14 protein-coding genes are annotated in these 17,100 nt (G+C 65.6%); 11 read left to right on the top strand and 3 right to left on the bottom strand.

Features of this window, described 5'->3' with window-relative positions; genetic code table 11:
- The first annotated feature begins 145 nt into the window (after nucleotides 1–145).
- From ACVMIH_RS40935 to ACVMIH_RS40950, 4 genes are read left to right on the top strand one after another with little or no spacing between them, the layout of a single operon-like run.
- Nucleotides 146–1,024: a branched-chain amino acid ABC transporter permease gene (locus tag ACVMIH_RS40935; protein ID WP_026192487.1), complete on the top strand. Its 879-nt coding sequence runs from the start codon at nucleotides 146–148 to the stop codon at nucleotides 1,022–1,024.
- On the top strand, nucleotides 1,024–2,001 hold the full coding sequence (locus ACVMIH_RS40940) for a branched-chain amino acid ABC transporter permease (protein ID WP_016842863.1): 978 nt from the start codon (nucleotides 1,024–1,026) through the stop codon (nucleotides 1,999–2,001). Before ACVMIH_RS40935 ends, ACVMIH_RS40940 begins: the two co-directional genes overlap by 1 nt.
- Entirely contained in the window at nucleotides 1,998–2,729 is a 732-nt protein-coding gene (locus tag ACVMIH_RS40945; RefSeq protein WP_016842862.1) for an ABC transporter ATP-binding protein, read from the top strand. Before ACVMIH_RS40940 ends, ACVMIH_RS40945 begins: the two co-directional genes overlap by 4 nt.
- Nucleotides 2,713–3,417, top strand: a complete 705-nt coding sequence (locus ACVMIH_RS40950) for an ABC transporter ATP-binding protein (protein WP_018270525.1) — start codon at nucleotides 2,713–2,715, stop codon at nucleotides 3,415–3,417. Before ACVMIH_RS40945 ends, ACVMIH_RS40950 begins: the two co-directional genes overlap by 17 nt.
- A gap of 176 nt (nucleotides 3,418–3,593) precedes the next feature.
- Here the strand turns inward: ACVMIH_RS40950 and ACVMIH_RS40955 are convergent, their stop codons facing one another.
- Nucleotides 3,594–3,869 (bottom strand): hypothetical protein, encoded by a 276-nt coding sequence (locus ACVMIH_RS40955; RefSeq protein WP_057017646.1) that lies wholly within the window; start codon nucleotides 3,867–3,869, stop codon nucleotides 3,594–3,596.
- Nucleotides 3,870–3,902: 33 nt separating this feature from the next.
- Nucleotides 3,903–4,559 (bottom strand): 3-oxo-tetronate 4-phosphate decarboxylase, encoded by a 657-nt coding sequence (gene otnC, locus ACVMIH_RS40960; RefSeq protein WP_057017647.1) that lies wholly within the window; start codon nucleotides 4,557–4,559, stop codon nucleotides 3,903–3,905.
- A 100-nt stretch (nucleotides 4,560–4,659) separates the two neighbouring features.
- On the opposite strand from otnC, the gene ltnD reads away from it, so the two are divergent.
- From ltnD to ACVMIH_RS40995, 7 genes are all read left to right on the top strand, one after another.
- Nucleotides 4,660–5,667 (top strand): L-threonate dehydrogenase, encoded by a 1,008-nt coding sequence (gene ltnD / locus ACVMIH_RS40965; protein ID WP_256520680.1) that lies wholly within the window; start codon nucleotides 4,660–4,662, stop codon nucleotides 5,665–5,667.
- A 12-nt stretch (nucleotides 5,668–5,679) separates the two neighbouring features.
- Nucleotides 5,680–6,462: a 2-oxo-tetronate isomerase gene (gene otnI / locus ACVMIH_RS40970; protein ID WP_057017649.1), complete on the top strand. Its 783-nt coding sequence runs from the start codon at nucleotides 5,680–5,682 to the stop codon at nucleotides 6,460–6,462.
- A complete protein-coding gene (gene otnK / locus ACVMIH_RS40975) occupies nucleotides 6,459–7,748 on the top strand; it encodes a 3-oxo-tetronate kinase (protein ID WP_057017650.1) in 1,290 nt (429 codons plus the stop codon). The genes otnI and otnK overlap by 4 nt, the downstream gene beginning before the upstream one ends.
- Before the next feature lie 170 nt (nucleotides 7,749–7,918).
- Nucleotides 7,919–9,610, top strand: a complete 1,692-nt coding sequence (locus tag ACVMIH_RS40980) for a methyl-accepting chemotaxis protein (protein ID WP_057017651.1) — start codon at nucleotides 7,919–7,921, stop codon at nucleotides 9,608–9,610.
- A 381-nt stretch (nucleotides 9,611–9,991) separates the two neighbouring features.
- Complete coding sequence (locus ACVMIH_RS40985) at nucleotides 9,992–13,171, top strand: efflux RND transporter permease subunit (RefSeq protein ID WP_057017652.1); 3,180 nt, start codon at nucleotides 9,992–9,994, stop codon at nucleotides 13,169–13,171.
- Nucleotides 13,158–14,360, top strand: a complete 1,203-nt coding sequence (locus ACVMIH_RS40990) for an efflux RND transporter periplasmic adaptor subunit (RefSeq protein ID WP_057017653.1) — start codon at nucleotides 13,158–13,160, stop codon at nucleotides 14,358–14,360. Before ACVMIH_RS40985 ends, ACVMIH_RS40990 begins: the two co-directional genes overlap by 14 nt.
- Before the next feature lie 227 nt (nucleotides 14,361–14,587).
- Nucleotides 14,588–15,422 (top strand): IS5 family transposase gene (locus ACVMIH_RS40995; protein ID WP_456866275.1). Its coding sequence is split into 2 segments (ribosomal slippage): nucleotides 14,588–15,378 and nucleotides 15,377–15,422, totalling 837 coding nucleotides; the frame shifts between segments, so codons are not numbered across the junction.
- Nucleotides 15,423–15,476: 54 nt separating this feature from the next.
- Here the strand turns inward: ACVMIH_RS40995 and ACVMIH_RS41000 are convergent.
- Entirely contained in the window at nucleotides 15,477–16,988 is a 1,512-nt protein-coding gene (locus tag ACVMIH_RS41000) for an acetyl-CoA acetyltransferase (protein WP_456866278.1), read from the bottom strand.
- Between the last annotated feature and the right edge of the window lie 112 nt (nucleotides 16,989–17,100).

Below are 17,100 nucleotides of genomic sequence, written 5' to 3' on the forward strand. Positions count from 1 at the left end.
TCATTCAGAGTCTCGCATGTTCCGTCATTGCGAGCGAAGCGAAGCAATCCACGTCTCCGCGAAAAGGAAGCATGGATTGCTTCGTCGCTTCGCTCCTCGCAATGACGGGGGCTAAAGACAATGGTCGGAACATGGAGCGTCGACCGTGACAGCCGAGACCATTATCCAGAGTTTGGCGAGCGGCCTGTTGATGGGGCTGCTCTACGGACTGATCGCCGCAGGCCTCGCATTGATCTTCGGATTGATGGACGTCGTGAATTTCGCGCACGGCGAGTTCCTGATGATCGCGATGTACGCGACCTTCTTCCTGTTCGCGTTCTTCGCGATCGATCCCTTGCTCTCGGCGCCGCTGGTCGCCGCGGCGCTGTTCGTGTTCGGCGCGGTGGTCTATCTGTTGATCGTCCGCTTCGCGATGCGCGCCAAGGCCAATGCTGGCATGGTGCAGATCTTCTCGACCTTCGGCCTCGCGATCGTGATGCGGGGCCTCGCCCAGTTCTTCTTCACGCCCGACTACCGCAGCGTCACCAACTCCTGGGTCGGCGGCAAGACCGTGTCGATCGCCGGCATCTATCTGCCGGAGCCGCAGCTGATCGGCGCGATGCTGTCGATCGCGGCCTTCGTCGCGCTCTACTTCTTCATCAATCGCACCGATTTCGGCCGCGCGCTCGAGGCGACGCGCGAAGACGCCGGCGCGGTGGCGCTGGTCGGCATTGACAAGAACCGCGTGTTCGCGCTCGGCTGGGGCCTTGGTGCGGCGCTGGTCGGCCTCGCCGGCGCCATCATGGCGATCTTCTTCTACGTCTACCCCGACGTGGGCGCGTCGTTCGCCCTGATCGCCTACGTCACCGTGGCGCTCGGCGGCTTCGGCAGCGTATTCGGCGCCTTTGCCGGCGGCATCATCGTCGGCCTGGTGGAAGCGACCACCGCGCTGATCCTGCCGCCGTCGCTGAAATCGGTCGGCATCTATGCCGTTTACCTGCTGGTCGTCTTCATCCGCCCGCGTGGCCTGTTCGGATCGATGTGATGGACACCCAGTTCGCTCAACGCCGCAGGCGTGACCTGATCGTGGCGGCCTGCCTCGCGGTGATCGCCGCGCTGGTGCCGCTGTTCGTCAAGGACGTCTACGTCCAGAACATCATGGTGCTGACGCTGATGTATGCGGCGCTGTCGCAGAGCTGGAACATCCTGTCCGGCTATTGCGGGCAGATCTCGCTCGGCCATGCGCTGTATTTCGGGCTCGGCGCCTATACCACCGCGCTGCTGTTCACCAAGTTCGGCGTGCTGCCGTGGTTCGGCATGCTGGCGGGCGGGGCGATCTCCGCATTGATCGCGATGGCGCTCGGCTACCCCTGCTTCCGCCTGCGCGGGCATTATTTCGTGATCGCGACCATCGTGATCGCCGAGATCGCGCTGCTGTTGATCCAGAACTGGGATTGGGCCGGCGCCGCGCTCGGCATCGACATCCCGGTGCGCGGCGACAGCTGGCTGAAATTCCAGTTCACCCGCTCGAAGCTGCCTTACTTCTATTTCGCGCTGGCGCTGGCCTGCATCGCCTGGTTCGTCACCTGGTGGCTGGAGGATTCCAAATGGGGCTACTGGTGGCGCGCGGTGAAGGACAATCCCGATGCGGCCGAAAGCCTCGGCGTGGTCGTGTTCAATTCCAAGATGGGCGCGGCGGCGGTCTCGGCCTTCCTCGTTGCGGTCGGCGGCAGCTTCTACGCCCAGTTCGTCTCCTACATCGATCCTGAAAGCGTGATGGGCTTCCAGTTCTCGCTGCTGATGGCGCTGCCTGCGGTGCTTGGCGGCATCGGCACCTTGTGGGGCCCGGTGCTGGGCGCGGTCATCCTGATCCCGCTCACCGAGCTGACGCGCTCGTTCATCGGCGGCTCCGGGCGCGGCGTCGACCTCATCGTCTACGGCACGCTGATCGTCGTGATCTCGCTGGCGCTGCCGCGCGGCCTGGTCAGCGTGTTCTCCCTGCGCAAGGGAGCTGCACGATGACGGCGCTGCTGGAAACGCGCGGAGTATGGCAGCGCTTCGGCGGCCTCGTCGCCAACAGCGATGTCTCGATCTCGGTCGGGCGCGGCGAGATCGTCGGCCTGATCGGCCCCAACGGCGCCGGCAAGTCGACGCTGTTCAACCTGATCGCGGGCGTGCTGCCGCCGACCCAAGGCTCGATCATCTTCGACGGCGAGGACGTGACCAAGCTGCCGGCGGCGGAACGCTGCCAGCGCGGCGTCGGGCGTACCTTCCAGGTCGTCAAGAGTTTTGAGACCATGACCGTGATCGACAACGTCATCGTCGGCGCGCTGATCCGCAACACCAAGATGCGTATCGCGCGGCAGAAGGCCTACGAGGTGCTGGAGTTCTGCGGCCTTGCCGCGCGCGCCGACAAGCTCGCCGCCGACCTCGTGCCGTCGGAGAAGCGCCGGCTCGAGGTGGCCCGCGCGCTCGCGACCGAGCCGAAGCTGCTGCTGCTCGACGAAGTCCTCACCGGGCTGACGCCGGTCGAGGCGCAGACCGGCGTCGAGCTGGTGCGGAAGGTCCGCGCCGCCGGCATCACCGTGCTGATGGTCGAGCATGTGATGGAGATCGTGATGCCGCTGGTCGATCGCGCCATCGTGCTGAATCTCGGCAAGGTGCTGGTCGAGGGCAAGCCGACTGAGGTCGTCCGCAATCCGGAAGTCATTTCTGCCTATCTCGGGGATCGTCATGCTGTCGGTGCGTGAAGTCACCACCGCCTATCAGGGCCTGGTCGCGATCTCCTCGGTGTCGATCGACGTCACCAAGGGCGAGATCGTCTGCGTCGCCGGCGCCAACGGCGCGGGCAAGTCGACGCTGCTGAAATCGATCGCCGGCGCCGAGCGGCCGCGCGCAGGCACCGTCACCTTCGACGGCAAGCGCATCGACGGCCAGCCGCAGCACGTCATCACGTCAAGCGGCATCGCTTACGTGCCGGAGAACCGCCGGCTGTTTCCGCGGCTGTCGGTGCGCGACAATTTGCGCCTCGGCAGCTATCTCTACCGCAGTCAGTCTGACCGCGACGCGCCGCTCGATCTGGTGTTCAAGCTGTTCCCGCGGCTTGGCGAACGGCTCGACCAGCGCGCCGAGACGCTGTCCGGCGGCGAGCAGCAGATGCTTGCGATCGGCCGCGCGCTGATGACGCGGCCGCGGCTTCTGATGCTCGACGAACCGTCGCAGGGCATCATGCCGAAACTGGTCGACGAGATCTTCCAGGCCGTGAAGCGCATCCGCGACGCCGGCATGACGGTCCTGATCGTCGAGCAGCGCATGGCCGAGTGCCTCGAGATCGCCGACCGCGCCTACATCCTGCAGACCGGCCGCGTGCTGATGCAGGGCACCGCCGCCGAGATCAGCGGCAATCCCGACGTGCGCAAGGCGTATCTGGGGCTGTAGCGACGGAATATCTCCACGCTCGTACCTCCAGCGACAAAGGTTTTGCCTTTGCGCGGGGATGACGCCAGTGCATGCGGTGCGCGCAATCCAGCCCGTAGCCCGGATGAGCGCAGCGACATCCGGGGCGTCCCGCATATCGCTGCGCTCATGCGGGCTACTGATCCAGCCCACGCAGCCTACTTGCTCTCGTCGATCTTCTCGACCTTGGCGGCGAGGTCCGGCACGCGGCTGACGCGATAGGTCGCGTTGCTGCAGGTCAGCGTCCAGGCCTCGTTGTCGGGCTTCGAGAGCTTGTCGTCCCGCTCGGCCTTGAGCGGCTTGTCGCAGGCATAGCCTTGCGCGCGCAGCTGGGTTGCCAGCATGCCTTGCAAGGTCTCTTCGGTCCGTCCGTCCGACGCCGCAAGGCCGACGGCGAACGGAATCGCTAACGCCAAGCCTGTGAACCTCATCATGACTGTCTTCCGCATATCGATCCTCCGCTTGATCTAGTGAGGGTGATCCGGCAGCACGAGCCCGAACGTCCTGGTCAAATCCGCCACCTGGTCGGGCGACAAATAGCGCGGGTTCAGGCCGCGTAGCAGCAGATAGAGCTTTGCGGTTTCCTCCAGTTCCTCGGTCGCGAACACCGCCGTTTCCAGCGTATCGCCCGACACGACGGGCCCATGATTGGCGAGCAGCACCGATGAATATTTTCCGGCCAGTCCCCGGATCGCGTCGGCAACGGCCGGATCGCCGGGGCGATAATAGGGCACCAGCGCGGTCTGGCCGCACTTCATGACGTAATAGGCGGTCATCGCCGGCAGCGCGGCGCGCGGGTCGATCTCGGGCAGCATCGAGAGCGCGACCGAATGGGTCGAGTGCAGGTGCACCACGGCGCCGGCGGAGGCGCGCGTCTGGTAGAGCGCGGTGTGCAGCGGCACTTCCTTGGTCGGGGCGTCGCCGGAGACGAGCCGGCCGTTGCCGTCGAGCCGTGACATTTTCGCCGGATCGAGGAAGCCGAGCGAGGCGTTGGTCGGCGTCACCAGCCAGCCGCCGTCCGCGAGCCGGACGCTGATATTGCCCGAGGAGCCCGGCGTCAGGCCGCGCTCGAACAGCGAGCGGCCGAAGCGGCAGATGTCCTCACGAAGCTTTGTTTCGCTCATCCGGTTTCGCTCGCCGCGCCATCTTTGGCGCTATCCGTTTTCCGCTTTGTCTCATGCTTTGGCAGCGCGGCCAAGCCGTGATAGGCAAGCAGCAACGAGCATGAACCGGGCCCGGAAGGCCGCGCTAGCGCAAAGTGGCAGCCGGTTTTCCGAAAAGGTCATGCTCAAACAACTAAAAATGTTCAGGGATCGCCAAATGTCCAGTTCCGCAACATCACGTGTCGCCGTCATCGGGCTGGGCTCGATGGGATACGGCATGGCGACCTCACTCAGGCGGGCCGGTTTCGAGGTGACCGGCTGCGACGTCACGGCCGATGCGGTGGCGCGCTTCGTCGCCGACGGCGGCAAGGGCGCCAAGTCGCCGGCCGAGGCGGCCCGGGATGCCGACATTGTCGTCAGCGTCGTCGTCAACGCGGCGCAGACTGAAGGGATCCTGTTCGGCAAGGACGGCGTCGCCGAGACCTTGGCCAAGGACGCGGTCTTCATCTCCTCGGCGACCATGGACCCTGATATCGCGCGGCGCCTCGCAAAGCAGCTCGAGGCGACCGGCCGGCACTATCTCGATGCCCCGATCTCCGGCGGCGCGCAGCGCGCGGCGCAGGGCGAATTGACGATTCTCGCCTCCGGCAGCGCCGCGGCATTTGCGAAGGCGCGGCCGGCGCTGGATGCGATGGCGGCAAAGCTCTACGAGCTCGGCGATGCCGCGGGGCAGGGCGCCGCGTTCAAGATGATCAACCAGCTGCTGGCCGGCGTGCATATCGCGGCCGCCTCCGAGGCGATCGCCTTCGCCGCCAAGCAGGGGCTCGACATCCGCAAGGTCTATGAGGTGATCACCGCCTCCGCCGGCAATTCCTGGATGTTCGAGAACCGCATGCCGCATGTGCTCGACGGCGACTATGCGCCGCGCAGCGCCGTCGAAATTTTTGTGAAGGACCTCGGCATCATCCAGGACATGGCGCGCAATGCACGCTTCCCGGTGCCGGTCTCGGCCGCGGCCTTGCAGATGTTCCTGATGACCGCGGCCGCCGGCATGGGCCGCGACGACGATGCGTCGGTGGCGCGGATGTATGCGCAGGTTACCGGCACCAAGCTTCCAGGCGAGAAATAAGAGGATCCTGCAATGCCCCGTTTTGCCGCCAACCTCACCATGATGTTCAACGAGGTCCCGTTCCTCGACCGCTTCGAGGCGGCCGCGAAGGCGGGCTTCACCGCGGTCGAGTTCCTGTTTCCTTACGACCATCCGGCCGAGGAGGTCGGCAAGCGGCTGAATGGCAATGGGCTGACGCAGGCGCTGTTCAACCTGCCGCCGGGCGACTGGAACGCCGGCGAGAAGGGGTTTGCCGCGCTGCCGGACCGTTTCGCCGACCTCCAGCAAAGCCTGAAGACCGCGCTGCCCTATGTGCAGGCGACCGGCGTCAAGCGGGTGCATCTGATGGCGGGAATAGCCGACCGCAGCGATGCCAGGGCGGTCGCCGCGTTTCGCAAATCGGTCGCCCATGCCGCAGAGTTCTTCGCGCCGCACGGCCTCGACGTCGTGATCGAGCCGATCAATCCGCGCAACGTGCCCGGCTACTTCCTCAACGACTTCATCTTCGCGCGCGATCTGATCAACGAGCTTGGTATCGCGAACCTGAAGCTGCAGTTCGACATCTACCACTGCCAGATCATCCATGGCGACGTCACCATGCGGCTGCGTGAAATGATGCCGATCATCGGCCACGTCCAGATCGCGTCGATCCCCTCGCGCAACGAGCCCGACGGCGAGGAGCTGAACTATCCGTTCCTGTTCGGCGAGCTCGACCGGCTCGGCTACGGCGGCTTCGTCGGCTGCGAGTACAATCCGCGCGGCAAGACCACCGACGGTCTCGCCTGGTTCAAGCCCTATGCCGGAGTGAAGCCGTGACGCGAGCCGGAAAACTGTCTCTCGGTTGCATCGCCGACGACTATACCGGCGCCTCCGACCTCGCCAACACGCTGACCCGCGCCGGCCTGCGCACGGTGCAGACCATCGGCGTGCCTGCCGACGATCTCGCGCTGCCCGAGGTCGACGCCGTCGTGGTGTCGCTGAAGAGCCGTTCGATCGAGGCCGGCCTCGCCGTGACGCGTTCGCGCGCAGCGGAGGCCTGGCTGCGCGGCCGCGGTGCCAAACATATCCTGTTCAAGATCTGCTCGACCTTCGATTCAACCGATGCCGGCAACATCGGCCCCGTGATGGACGCGCTGCGCGCCGATTCCAGGGATGCCATCGTGCTGGTGACTCCGGCATTCCCGGAGACCGGCCGCACCGTCTACCAGGGCAATCTGTTCGTCGGCTCGGTGCCGCTGAACGAGAGTCCGCTGAAGGACCACCCGCTCAACCCGATGCATGATTCCAATCTGGTTCGCGTGCTGGCGCGGCAAAGCACGACCAAGGTCGGCCTGGTCGATCTGGCGACGCTGAGCCGTGGCGCGGACGCCGTCCGGGCAAAGCTCGCCGAGCTCACGCAAAGCGGCATCGGCGCCACCATCGTCGATGCGGTGTTCGACCGCGACCTCGAGACCATCGGGCAGGTCGCGCTGGATCACCGTCTTTCAGTCGGCGCTTCCGGGATCGGGCTTGGCCTGGCGCGGGCGCTGGTCGCCGCGAGCAAGGCCAAACCGGACAGCGCGGATGCGATGCTGGCGACGCCGGTCGGCGGCCCGGCGGCGTGCCTTGCCGGCAGTTGCTCGCAGGCGACCCTGCGCCAGATCGCAAACGCCGAGAAAGTGATGCCGGTCCTGCACCTCGATCCCGAGCAGGTGGTCGCCGGCAAGGACGAAACGCAGCGTGCGCTCGCCTGGGCCAGAGACCGGCTCGGGGCGGGGCCAATCCTGATTGCGAGCAGCTCGACCCCGGATCAGGTGGCAGCTGTGCAATCCCGTCATGGTCGCGATGCAGCCGGGCATGCCATCGAGCAGGCGATGGCCGACATCGCGGATGGTCTGGTGCAGTCGGGCGTGCACAGGCTGGTGGTCGCCGGTGGTGAAACTTCGGGCGCCGTGGTCGATCGCCTGCGCATTCCTGGATTCCTGGTCGGTGCGGAAATCGCCGCCGGCGTGCCGGTTCTGCGAGCGGTCGGCGCCGGGAGAGGCGAGATGGTGCTTGCCCTGAAATCAGGCAATTTCGGCGGGCCGGAGTTTTTCTCGGATGCGCTCGTGTTGATGCCTTGATGCGGCTGGCGCGCATCATGCCACGGTGTCGAAGAGCGCCTCCGTAGTTCAACGGGGAACCAAATTAACCCTACTTAAGGAGGGGGGCTGGCTTTGATGTCTGCGGCGTCCCGCCACGCCCCCAGCCATTCGATCGGGCTTCGCGAGCCCGATATCAAGAGACCCCCACGATGTTCGCCAAATTCTCGATCCGCGCCAAGATTATTGCCGTGGTTGCGTTCCTGCTTGTCGCGATGACGGGCATGGGCCTGCTCGCGGTCGTGAATTTACGGTCGATCAACGCCAACACTGTCGACATCACGACGAGCTGGCTGCCGAGCGTGCGTGCGCTCGGCGATCTGCGCGCCGGCGTCATCACCTATCGCAACGTGATCCGCGAGCACATGCTGTCCGAGACGCTGGAGGACAAGCTCGCGCAGGAGAAGACCCTGACCTCGGTGGTCGACGCCAACCTCAAGGTCCGCGCGATCTACGAGCCACTGATCGCGACCCCCGCGGAGCGCGCGCTCTACGATCAATGGGTCGATGCCTGGACCCGTTACAAGAAGGGAACCGAGGAGGTGATGGCGCTGTCGCGCAGGGATGTCGGCAAGGCCCCGCACGATGCGCATGAGCTGAACGCCAAGACCGTCAACAAGATCGGCCTCGAGGCCGACGAGATCCTGCGCAAGGACATCGAGCTCAACAATGCCGGCGCCGACAAGGCGGCGCAGGAGGCGGCAAACAGCTACGCGTCGGCCGTCATGCTGCTTGCGATGATCCTTGGCGCCGCCATCATCGTCGGCGTCGGCGTCAGCTTCCTGATGATCCGCGACGTCTCGGCCGGCATCGCCTCGATCGTGAGCCCGATGCAGGCGCTGGGCCGCGGCGACCTGACCGCAAACGTCCCGCATCAGGGCGAGAAGACCGAGATCGGCGCGATGGCCGATACGCTGCAGGTGTTCAAGGAAGCCCTGGTCGCCAAGAAGGCGGCCGATGAAGCCGCGGCTGCCGACGCCGAAGCCAAGATCGAGCGCGGCCGCCGGGTCGACACCATCACCCGCAATTTCGAACAGATGATCGGCGAGATCGTGCAGACCGTGTCGTCGGCCTCGACCCAGCTCGAAGCCTCCGCCGGCACGCTGTCGTCGACCGCCCGGCGTTCGCAGGAGCTGACCACCTCGGTTGCCGCGGCGTCCGAGGAGGCCTCGACCAATGTCCAGTCGGTGGCGTCGGCGACCGAGGAGCTGTCGTCGTCGGTGACCGAGATCAGCCGCCAGGTGCAGGAGTCGGCACGGATGGCCGGCGATGCCGTCGGCCAGGCGCGCACCACCAACGATCGCGTCAGCGAGCTGTCGAAGGCCGCCGCGCGGATCGGCGACGTCGTCGAGCTGATCAACACCATTGCCGGCCAAACCAATTTGCTGGCGCTGAACGCCACCATCGAGGCGGCACGCGCCGGCGACGCCGGCCGCGGCTTCGCCGTGGTGGCGTCCGAGGTGAAGGCGCTGGCCGAGCAGACCGCCAAGGCGACCGGCGAGATCGGCCAGCAGATCGCCGGCATCCAGACCGCGACCCAGGAGTCGGTCGGCGCGATCAAGGAAATCTCCTCGACCATCGAACGGCTGTCGGAAATCTCGTCCACCATTGCGGCCGCGGTCGAAGAGCAGGGCGCGGCGACGCAGGAAATCTCCCGCAACGTGCAACAGGCGGCGCAGGGCACCCAGCAGGTCTCGGCCAACATCACCGACGTCCAGCATGGCGCCAACGAGACCGGCTCGGCGTCGAGCCAGGTGCTGTCGGCGGCCCAATCGCTCTCGGGCGACAGCAGCCGCCTCAAGCTCGAGGTCAGCAAGTTCCTCGACGCCGTCCGCGCCGCCTGATCCGGCGGCGCCGCTCGGGCGGCCGCCATCCTTCGCCTAACCGATGCCGACGTGGTGGGCTGACCCGGCCCACCACGTTTTACATTTTCGCAGAGCAGCGATGCGTTAACCTCGCGTCGGCCGAAATAGCATCCTCGGCCGGCTCGCATTCGCAGCAGAGCCGTCTCTTTTTGACGATGATCCGCACGCGATCGGCGGCACTGCGCCCGGCATGGTCGCTCGGAGCGCGCAGCCTCACGCACTATGCCGAGGAAGTGAAAGCCGCCGCGGCTCCGCGGGTTGGCGTTTTGCCCGGCATCGGGTAAATCGGCCGCTACGGAACGGCTTTTGCAATGTCGATTCCTCTGCCTGGGCGGGCTTCATTTCGGGAACGCTTGTTTTATGATCGCACTGGTCCGTATCGCGCTGAGCCGGCCATATACTTTCGTCGTGCTCGCGATCCTGCTGTTGATTATCGGACCGCTGGCGGCGTTGCGCACGCCGACCGACATCTTCCCAGACATCCGCATCCCCGTGATCGGCGTGGTCTGGCAGTACACCGGCCTGCCGCCGGACCAGATGTCCGGCCGCATCACCACGCCGTTCCAGCGCGCGCTGACCACGACCGTCAACGACATCGAGCACATCGTCGCCAATTCCTATAACGGCGTCGGCATCATCAAGATCTTCTTCCAGCCCAACGTCGACATCCGCACCGCCAATGCGCAGGTCACCGCGATCTCGCAAACCCTGCTCAAGCAGATGCCGCCGGGCGCGACGCCGCCGCTGATCCTGAACTACAGCGCCTCGACGGTTCCGATCATCCAGGTCGCGCTGTCGGGCGAGGGACTGACCGAGCAGAACCTCGCCGATATCGGCATCAACCAGCTGCGCACGCCGCTGGTCACGGTGCCTGGTGCGGCGATCCCGTATCCGTTCGGCGGCAAGCAGCGCCAGGTCCAGATCGATCTCAATTCGACCGCGCTGCAGGCGCGCGGCCTGTCGGGTCAGGACGTCGCCAATGCGCTCGCCGCGCAGAACCTGATCACGCCGGTCGGCACGCAGAAGATCGGCAATTTCGAATACACCATCAACCTCAACAACTCGCCGCTGCGGCTCGAGGAGCTCGGCGACCTGCCGATCAAGCAGGTCAACGGCGCGATGGTCTATGTGCGTGACGTCGCGTCGGTCCGCGACGGCAATCCGCCGCAAACCAACATCGTCCATGTCGACGGCAACCGCTCGGTCTTGATGATGGTGCTGAAGGCCGGCGCCACCTCGACGCTCGATATCATCTCCGGCATCAAGCAGAAGGTGATCGAGGTCAAGGACCAGATGCCGGACGCGCTGAAGATCGGCTTCATCGGCGACCAGTCGGTGTTCGTCCGCGGCGCGATCACCGGCGTCGCGTTCGAGGGCGTGATCGCCGCGCTGCTCACCAGCATCATGATCCTCTTGTTCCTCGGCAGCTGGCGCTCGACCGTCATCATCGCGGTGTCGATCCCGCTGTCGGTGCTCGGCGCCATCATCATGCTGTCCCTGATCGGCGAGACGCTGAACATCATGACGCTCGGCGGCCTCGCGCTCGCGGTCGGCATCCTGGTCGACGACGCCACGGTGACGATCGAGAACATCAATTATCACCTCGAGCAGGGCAAGCCGGTCGAGCAGTCGATCCTCGACGGCGCCAACCAGATCGTGACGCCGGCCTTCGTCTCGCTGCTCTGTATCTGCATCGTGTTCGTGCCGATGTTCTTCCTCACCGGCGTGGCGCGCTTCCTGTTCGTGCCGATGGCCGAAGCGGTGATGTTCGCGATGATCTGGTCGTTCATCCTGTCGCGCACCCTGGTGCCGACCATGGCGAACTATCTGCTGCAGGCGCATGTGCATCATGAGGGCGCGCCGCCGAAGTCGCGCAATCCTTTGGTCTGGTTCCAGCGCGGCTTCGAGGCGCGGTTCGAGCGCATCCGCAGCGGCTATCGTGGCCTGCTCGCGATGGCGCTCGGTCATCGCACGGTGTTCGTGAGCTGCTTTCTCGCAGTCGTCGCCGCGTCGTTCCTCTTGGTGCCGTTCCTCGGGCGCAACTTCTTCCCGTCGGTCGACGCCGGCAACATCCTGATGCATGTCCGCACCCAGGTCGGCACCCGCGTCGAGGAGACCGCCAACCAGCTCGCCGACATCCAGAAGGCGATCCGCAAGCTGGTGCCCGGCGAGATCGAGACCATGACCGACAACATCGGCATGCCGATCTCCGGCATCAACATGACCTACAACAACACCGGCGTGATCGGTCCGCAGGACGGCGACATCCAGATACGCCTCAAGGAAGGCCACAAGCCGACCGAACAGCATGTCCGCGCACTGCGTGAGCAATTGCCGCGGCTGTTCCCGGGCACCAGCTTCGCGTTCCTGCCGGCCGACATCGTCAGCCAGATCCTGAACTTCGGCGCGCCGGCGCCGATCGACCTGCAGATCCGCGGCGCCAATCTCGAGGCCAACTTCGCCTATGCCAACAAGCTGCTGGCCGGGATCAAGCGCATCCCCGGCATCGCCGATGCGCGGATCCAGCAGTCGCCGAACAACCCGACCTTCAACATCGATGTCGACCGCACCCGCGCACAATATGTCGGCCTGACCGAGCGCGACGTCACCAACTCGCTGGTGGTCAACCTCGCCGGCTCCTCGCAGGTGGCGCCGACCTATTATCTCAATCCCGATAACGGCGTGTCGTATTCGATCGTGATGCAGACGCCGCAATACCAGATCGACTCGCTGAGCGCGCTGCAGACCCTGCCGATCACCGCGACCGGCAACGCCCAGGCACCGATCCTCGGCGGCATCGCCGACATCAAGCGCGCGACCTCGAGTGCGGTGGTGTCGCAATATGACATCCAGTCGCTGGTGCAGATCTACGCCACGACGCAAGGCCGGGATCTCGGCGGCGTCGCGACCGACGTGCGCAAGCTGATCGCCGACACTGCCAAGGAGGTGCCGAAGGGCTCGTCCGTGGTGCTGCTCGGCCAGGTGCAGACCATGAACTCGGCCTTCACCGGCCTCTTGTTCGGCCTGCTCGGCGCCGTCGTGCTGATCTACTTCCTGATCGTCGTGAACTTCCAGTCCTGGTCGGACCCGTTCGTGATCATCACGGCGCTGCCCGCTGCGCTCGCCGGCATTGTCTGGATGCTGTTCACGACGGAGACCACGCTGTCGGTTCCGGCGCTCACCGGCGCCATCATGTGCATGGGTGTGGCGACGGCCAACAGCGTGCTCGTGATCAGCTTCGCCCGCGAGCGCTATGAGGAACTCGGCGATCCCGTCGCGGCCGCCCTGGAAGCCGGCTTCGTCCGGTTCCGCCCGGTGCTGATGACCGCGCTTGCCATGATCATCGGCATGGCGCCGATGGCGCTGGGGCTGGGCGAGGGCGGCGAGCAGAACGCGCCGTTGGGCCGCGCCGTGATCGGCGGCCTGATCTTCGCCACCTTCGCGACGCTGATGTTTGTTCCCGTGGTATTCAGTATGGTACACAAGAAGCAAGGCGCCAAAGCCGCCGCCTCATCGGAGATTCCGCATGCCGCCCACTGAAAAGCGCCCCCCGGTCTCACGCCGGAAGCTGGGCATCTTCGGCGTGGTGGCCCTGGTAGGGGCGGGCCTGATCGTCGGCACCGGGATCCGCGCCCGTGAGGAACAGGACACGCGGCTGAAGGAATGGACCGACGACCAGGCCATTCCGACCGTCGCGGTGGCGCTGCCCAATGCCAAGGCGCTGAGCCCCACGATCGACCTGCCGGGCCGGCTCGAGGCCTATTCCCGCGCGCCGATCTATGCCCGGGTGTCCGGCTATCTCAAGAACTGGGACGCCGACATCGGCGCCCGCGTCAAGGCCGGCCAGGTGATCGCCGAGATCGAGGCGCCCGACCTCGACCAGCAATTGCTGCAGGCGCGCGCCGATCTCGCCAGCGCCCAGGCCTCGGCCAAGCTCTCCGAGGCCACGTTGAACCGGCGCAAGACGCTGGTGGCCTCGAACTTCGTCTCCGCCCAGGAGATCGACGAGCGCACCGCCGACCTTTCCAACAAGAACGGTGCGGTCAAGGCCGGCCAGGCCAATGTCGAGCGGCTGGAAGCGCTCGCCGGATACAAGAAGATCACGGCGCCGTTCGACGGCGTGGTGACCTCGCGCGACACCGACGTCGGCGCGCTGATCAACGCCGGCGGCAACTCGGGCCCGGCGATGTTCACGATCTCGGACATCACCAAGCTGCGCGTCTATGTCAACGTGCCGCAGAACTACGTCCCGGCGATCAAGATCGGCGCCAAGGCGACGCTGGCGCTGCCGGATTACCCGAACCGCACCTTCCAGGCGACGGTGGAAGCCTCCTCGCAGGCGGTCGATGTCGCCTCCGGCACGACGCGGATGCAACTCGGGCTCGACAACTCCTCCGGCGAATTGATGCCGGGCAGCTATGCCAGCGTGAAGCTCAATCTGCAGCGCGAATCCACGCCGCTCAGCATTCCCGCCAGCGCGCTGATCTTCAACAGCAGTGGCCTGCGGGTCGCAACCGTCGGTCCTGACGACAAGGTGCTGTTCAAGACCGTGAAGATTGGCCGCGACCTCGGCAAGGAGATCGAGATCGCCACCGGCCTCGCGCCCGACGATCGCATCATCACCGCCCCGCCGGACGGCCTCGCCGACGGCGACCATGTCCGCGTCACCGGTGCCGGCGCCAAGGGCAAGCCGACCACGGCATCCGAAAAGCAGGACGTGAAGGGGTAGGGGAGGACAGGTAAGCTCGTTCCTGCCTCTCACCTCAAGCCGCTTGCGCTGCCGTCATCCTGAGGTGCGCGCCCTTGCGCGCCTCGAAGGATGGGATCACGACGGTGTTCGCAGCCCATCCTTCGAGGCTCGCTCCGCTCGCACCTCAGAGCCTGACTGAAAAATGGGTGAGTGATCTCAGTGGGGTGTGATTCCATCGGATTTGCAAAGATTCGAGGGAGAGCACGATGCCCTGGACCAAGATCACTCGGGAGCAATATCGGCGGGACGATCTGCGTTATGCAAGCGATATGACCGATGCGGAGTGGGCGGTGATCAGACGCCTGTTGCCGCGAGCGAACCGGCGCGGCCGGCCGCGTAAGACGGAGCTGCGTCGTGTGATCGAAGCGATCCTCTATATCGTTTCGACCGGCTGCCAGTGGCGGGCGTTGCCGCAGGAGCTCCCGCCCTATTCGACGGTGCAGGGCTATTTTTATAGATGGCGGGATACAGGCCGGTGGCAGAGGATTGTCAGCGTGCTTGTCCGCCGGGCGCGAAAAAAGCTTGGACGGACACCGAAGCCGACGGCAGCCGTGATCGACAGTCAAAGTGCGCCAACCACCCAAGCTGGTGGACCGCGCGGCTACGATGCAGGCAAGCGCATCTACGGCCGCAAGCGGCACATTGTGACGGATACCAATGGCCTCCTCCTTGGGGTTCATGTTCATCCCGCCAACGTTCAGGACTGCCATGGCGCCGTACCGCTGCTGAAGAACGTGCGGATGAACTTCCCCCGGCTGCGCCACGTCTTTGCCGACCGGATCTACCGCGGAAATCAACTCCTCGACGCGCTCTCAGACTGCGGTCCATGGACTGTCGAGATCGTCGAGCGGCCTCAAGGCGTCAAAGGCTTCCAGCTTCTGCCGAGGCGGTGGGTGGTTGAACGCACATTCGCTTGGTTCGGCAGATGCCGCCGCCTCGCCAAGGACTTCGAGGCGACGGTGGCAACCGAAGCTGCCTGGCTGCTGATTGCACATCAGGCTCCTGACCCGCAGACTCGCGGCTGCAGCTAAGGTTGGGTGATTTATGAGTCAGACTCTCAGGATGACGGCGGATTTTGCGGCGTGGTAGGAATTGTCAGCCCACCCGCCATTCCAGCATGCCATCGCCGGCGGTGACGATGTCGCCGGTGGTACCGACCGGCGTGCGGTCCATGTCCTGCAGATAGGCCAGCGTCGCCGTGTCGCTCGCCGGGATGCGGCCGAGCGTGCGCCGGCCGTCCTCGGTGCGCAGCATGGTGACGCCATGCTCGACTTCGCCATTGGCGCGATAGATCACGGTGAAGGCCTCGATCTTGCCCTTTCCCGCAGCCTCGGCGGTGAAGTCGGGCACGTTGCGCCTGTTGCGGTCGGCCTCCGTCTGCACGGACGTGTCCTGCTTGAGCGCGACGTTCGGCGCCGCGCGCGACAGCACGAGGCCATGATGCTTGGTGACGAAGCCGCCCTGGCCATAGAGCAGGCCGAGCGTGCCGCCGCTTCGGAGCTTGCGCACCATCGCGCAGGCCGAGTGCGTCATGTAGGTGTTGAGCGGCGCGCCGAAGAACGTCAGACCACCCGTCACGGTCGGCTGCACGTCGGCACCGAGGCCGAGCGTCCGGCGCGCCATCTTGGGTACGCAGGGGAAGCAGCTATAGAGCTCGATCGCGTCGAACTTCTTGCCATCGCCGCCGACGAGATCCATCACCGCCTTCAGCACCGCGGTCTGCGCGTGGCTTTCGACGAACTGATCGCGGATCAGATAGTCGCGCGGCTCTTCCGCCGAGGCGCCGCCGAGCGGATAGATCAGCTTGTCCTGCGGCACGCCGGCCGCGCGCGCCTTCGCGAGGCTGGTCAGGATCAGCGCGCCGCCCATGTTCACCGTCGGGTTCGCCACCATCAGCTTTGTATACGGCCAGGCGATCATCCGGTTGTCGGGCGTGGCCGTGGTGATCTCGTCGCCGGTGAAGGTCTTCTTCAGCCACGAGTTCGGATTGTCGGCCGCGACGCGCGCATAGGTCGACCATAGCTCGCCCGATTCCTTCAGCGCGTCGCGCGGCGTCTGGCCCCAATGCGCCGATGTTGCGGATTCATAGAGCGGATAGACCGTGATCGGCCTGAACACGCCGAGGCTCACGGCCATCGGCTTCTGGAACGCGGCGCCGCGCTTCGGCTCCTCCACGTCGTGCGCGAACGGCGTCCACGGCAGCTCCACGCCGGCACGCTGCGCCTTGGTCGCCGTCGACTGCGCCTCCGCGCCACAGACCGCGGCGACGCTGCATTCGCCGCGCGCAATGCGTTGCGCAGCCTCGTGCAGATAGCGGATCGGACTCTCGCCGCCGACCGGGCCGTAATAGAGATGCGAAGGCTGAATGCCGAGCCGTGCGGCGAGCTGCTTCTCGGGATCGCGGTAGCGCCAGCTCAGGAAGTTGACGACGTCGAGCGACTGCACGTCGGACAGCAGCCTGGCGCCGCTGTCCGCCTCGGCGCGCTTCAGCGCCTCCTCAAGCAGCGTGAGCGGCTCGAGGCCGGCGGCGATGTCCTTCGGTCGATCGACGATCTCGCCGACGCCGACGATGACGGGAATGCGGTCTTCGGGGATGCTGTTCGACATTCTTGTTGGTTCACTCTGCGGTCTTGGACTCGATGGTTGTTATGGGCGTCATTGCGAGCGAAGCGAAGCAATCCATGCTCCGACACGGGGAAAGGTGGATTGCTTCGTCGCT

The organism is Bradyrhizobium sp. USDA 4503, from assembly GCF_054055815.1.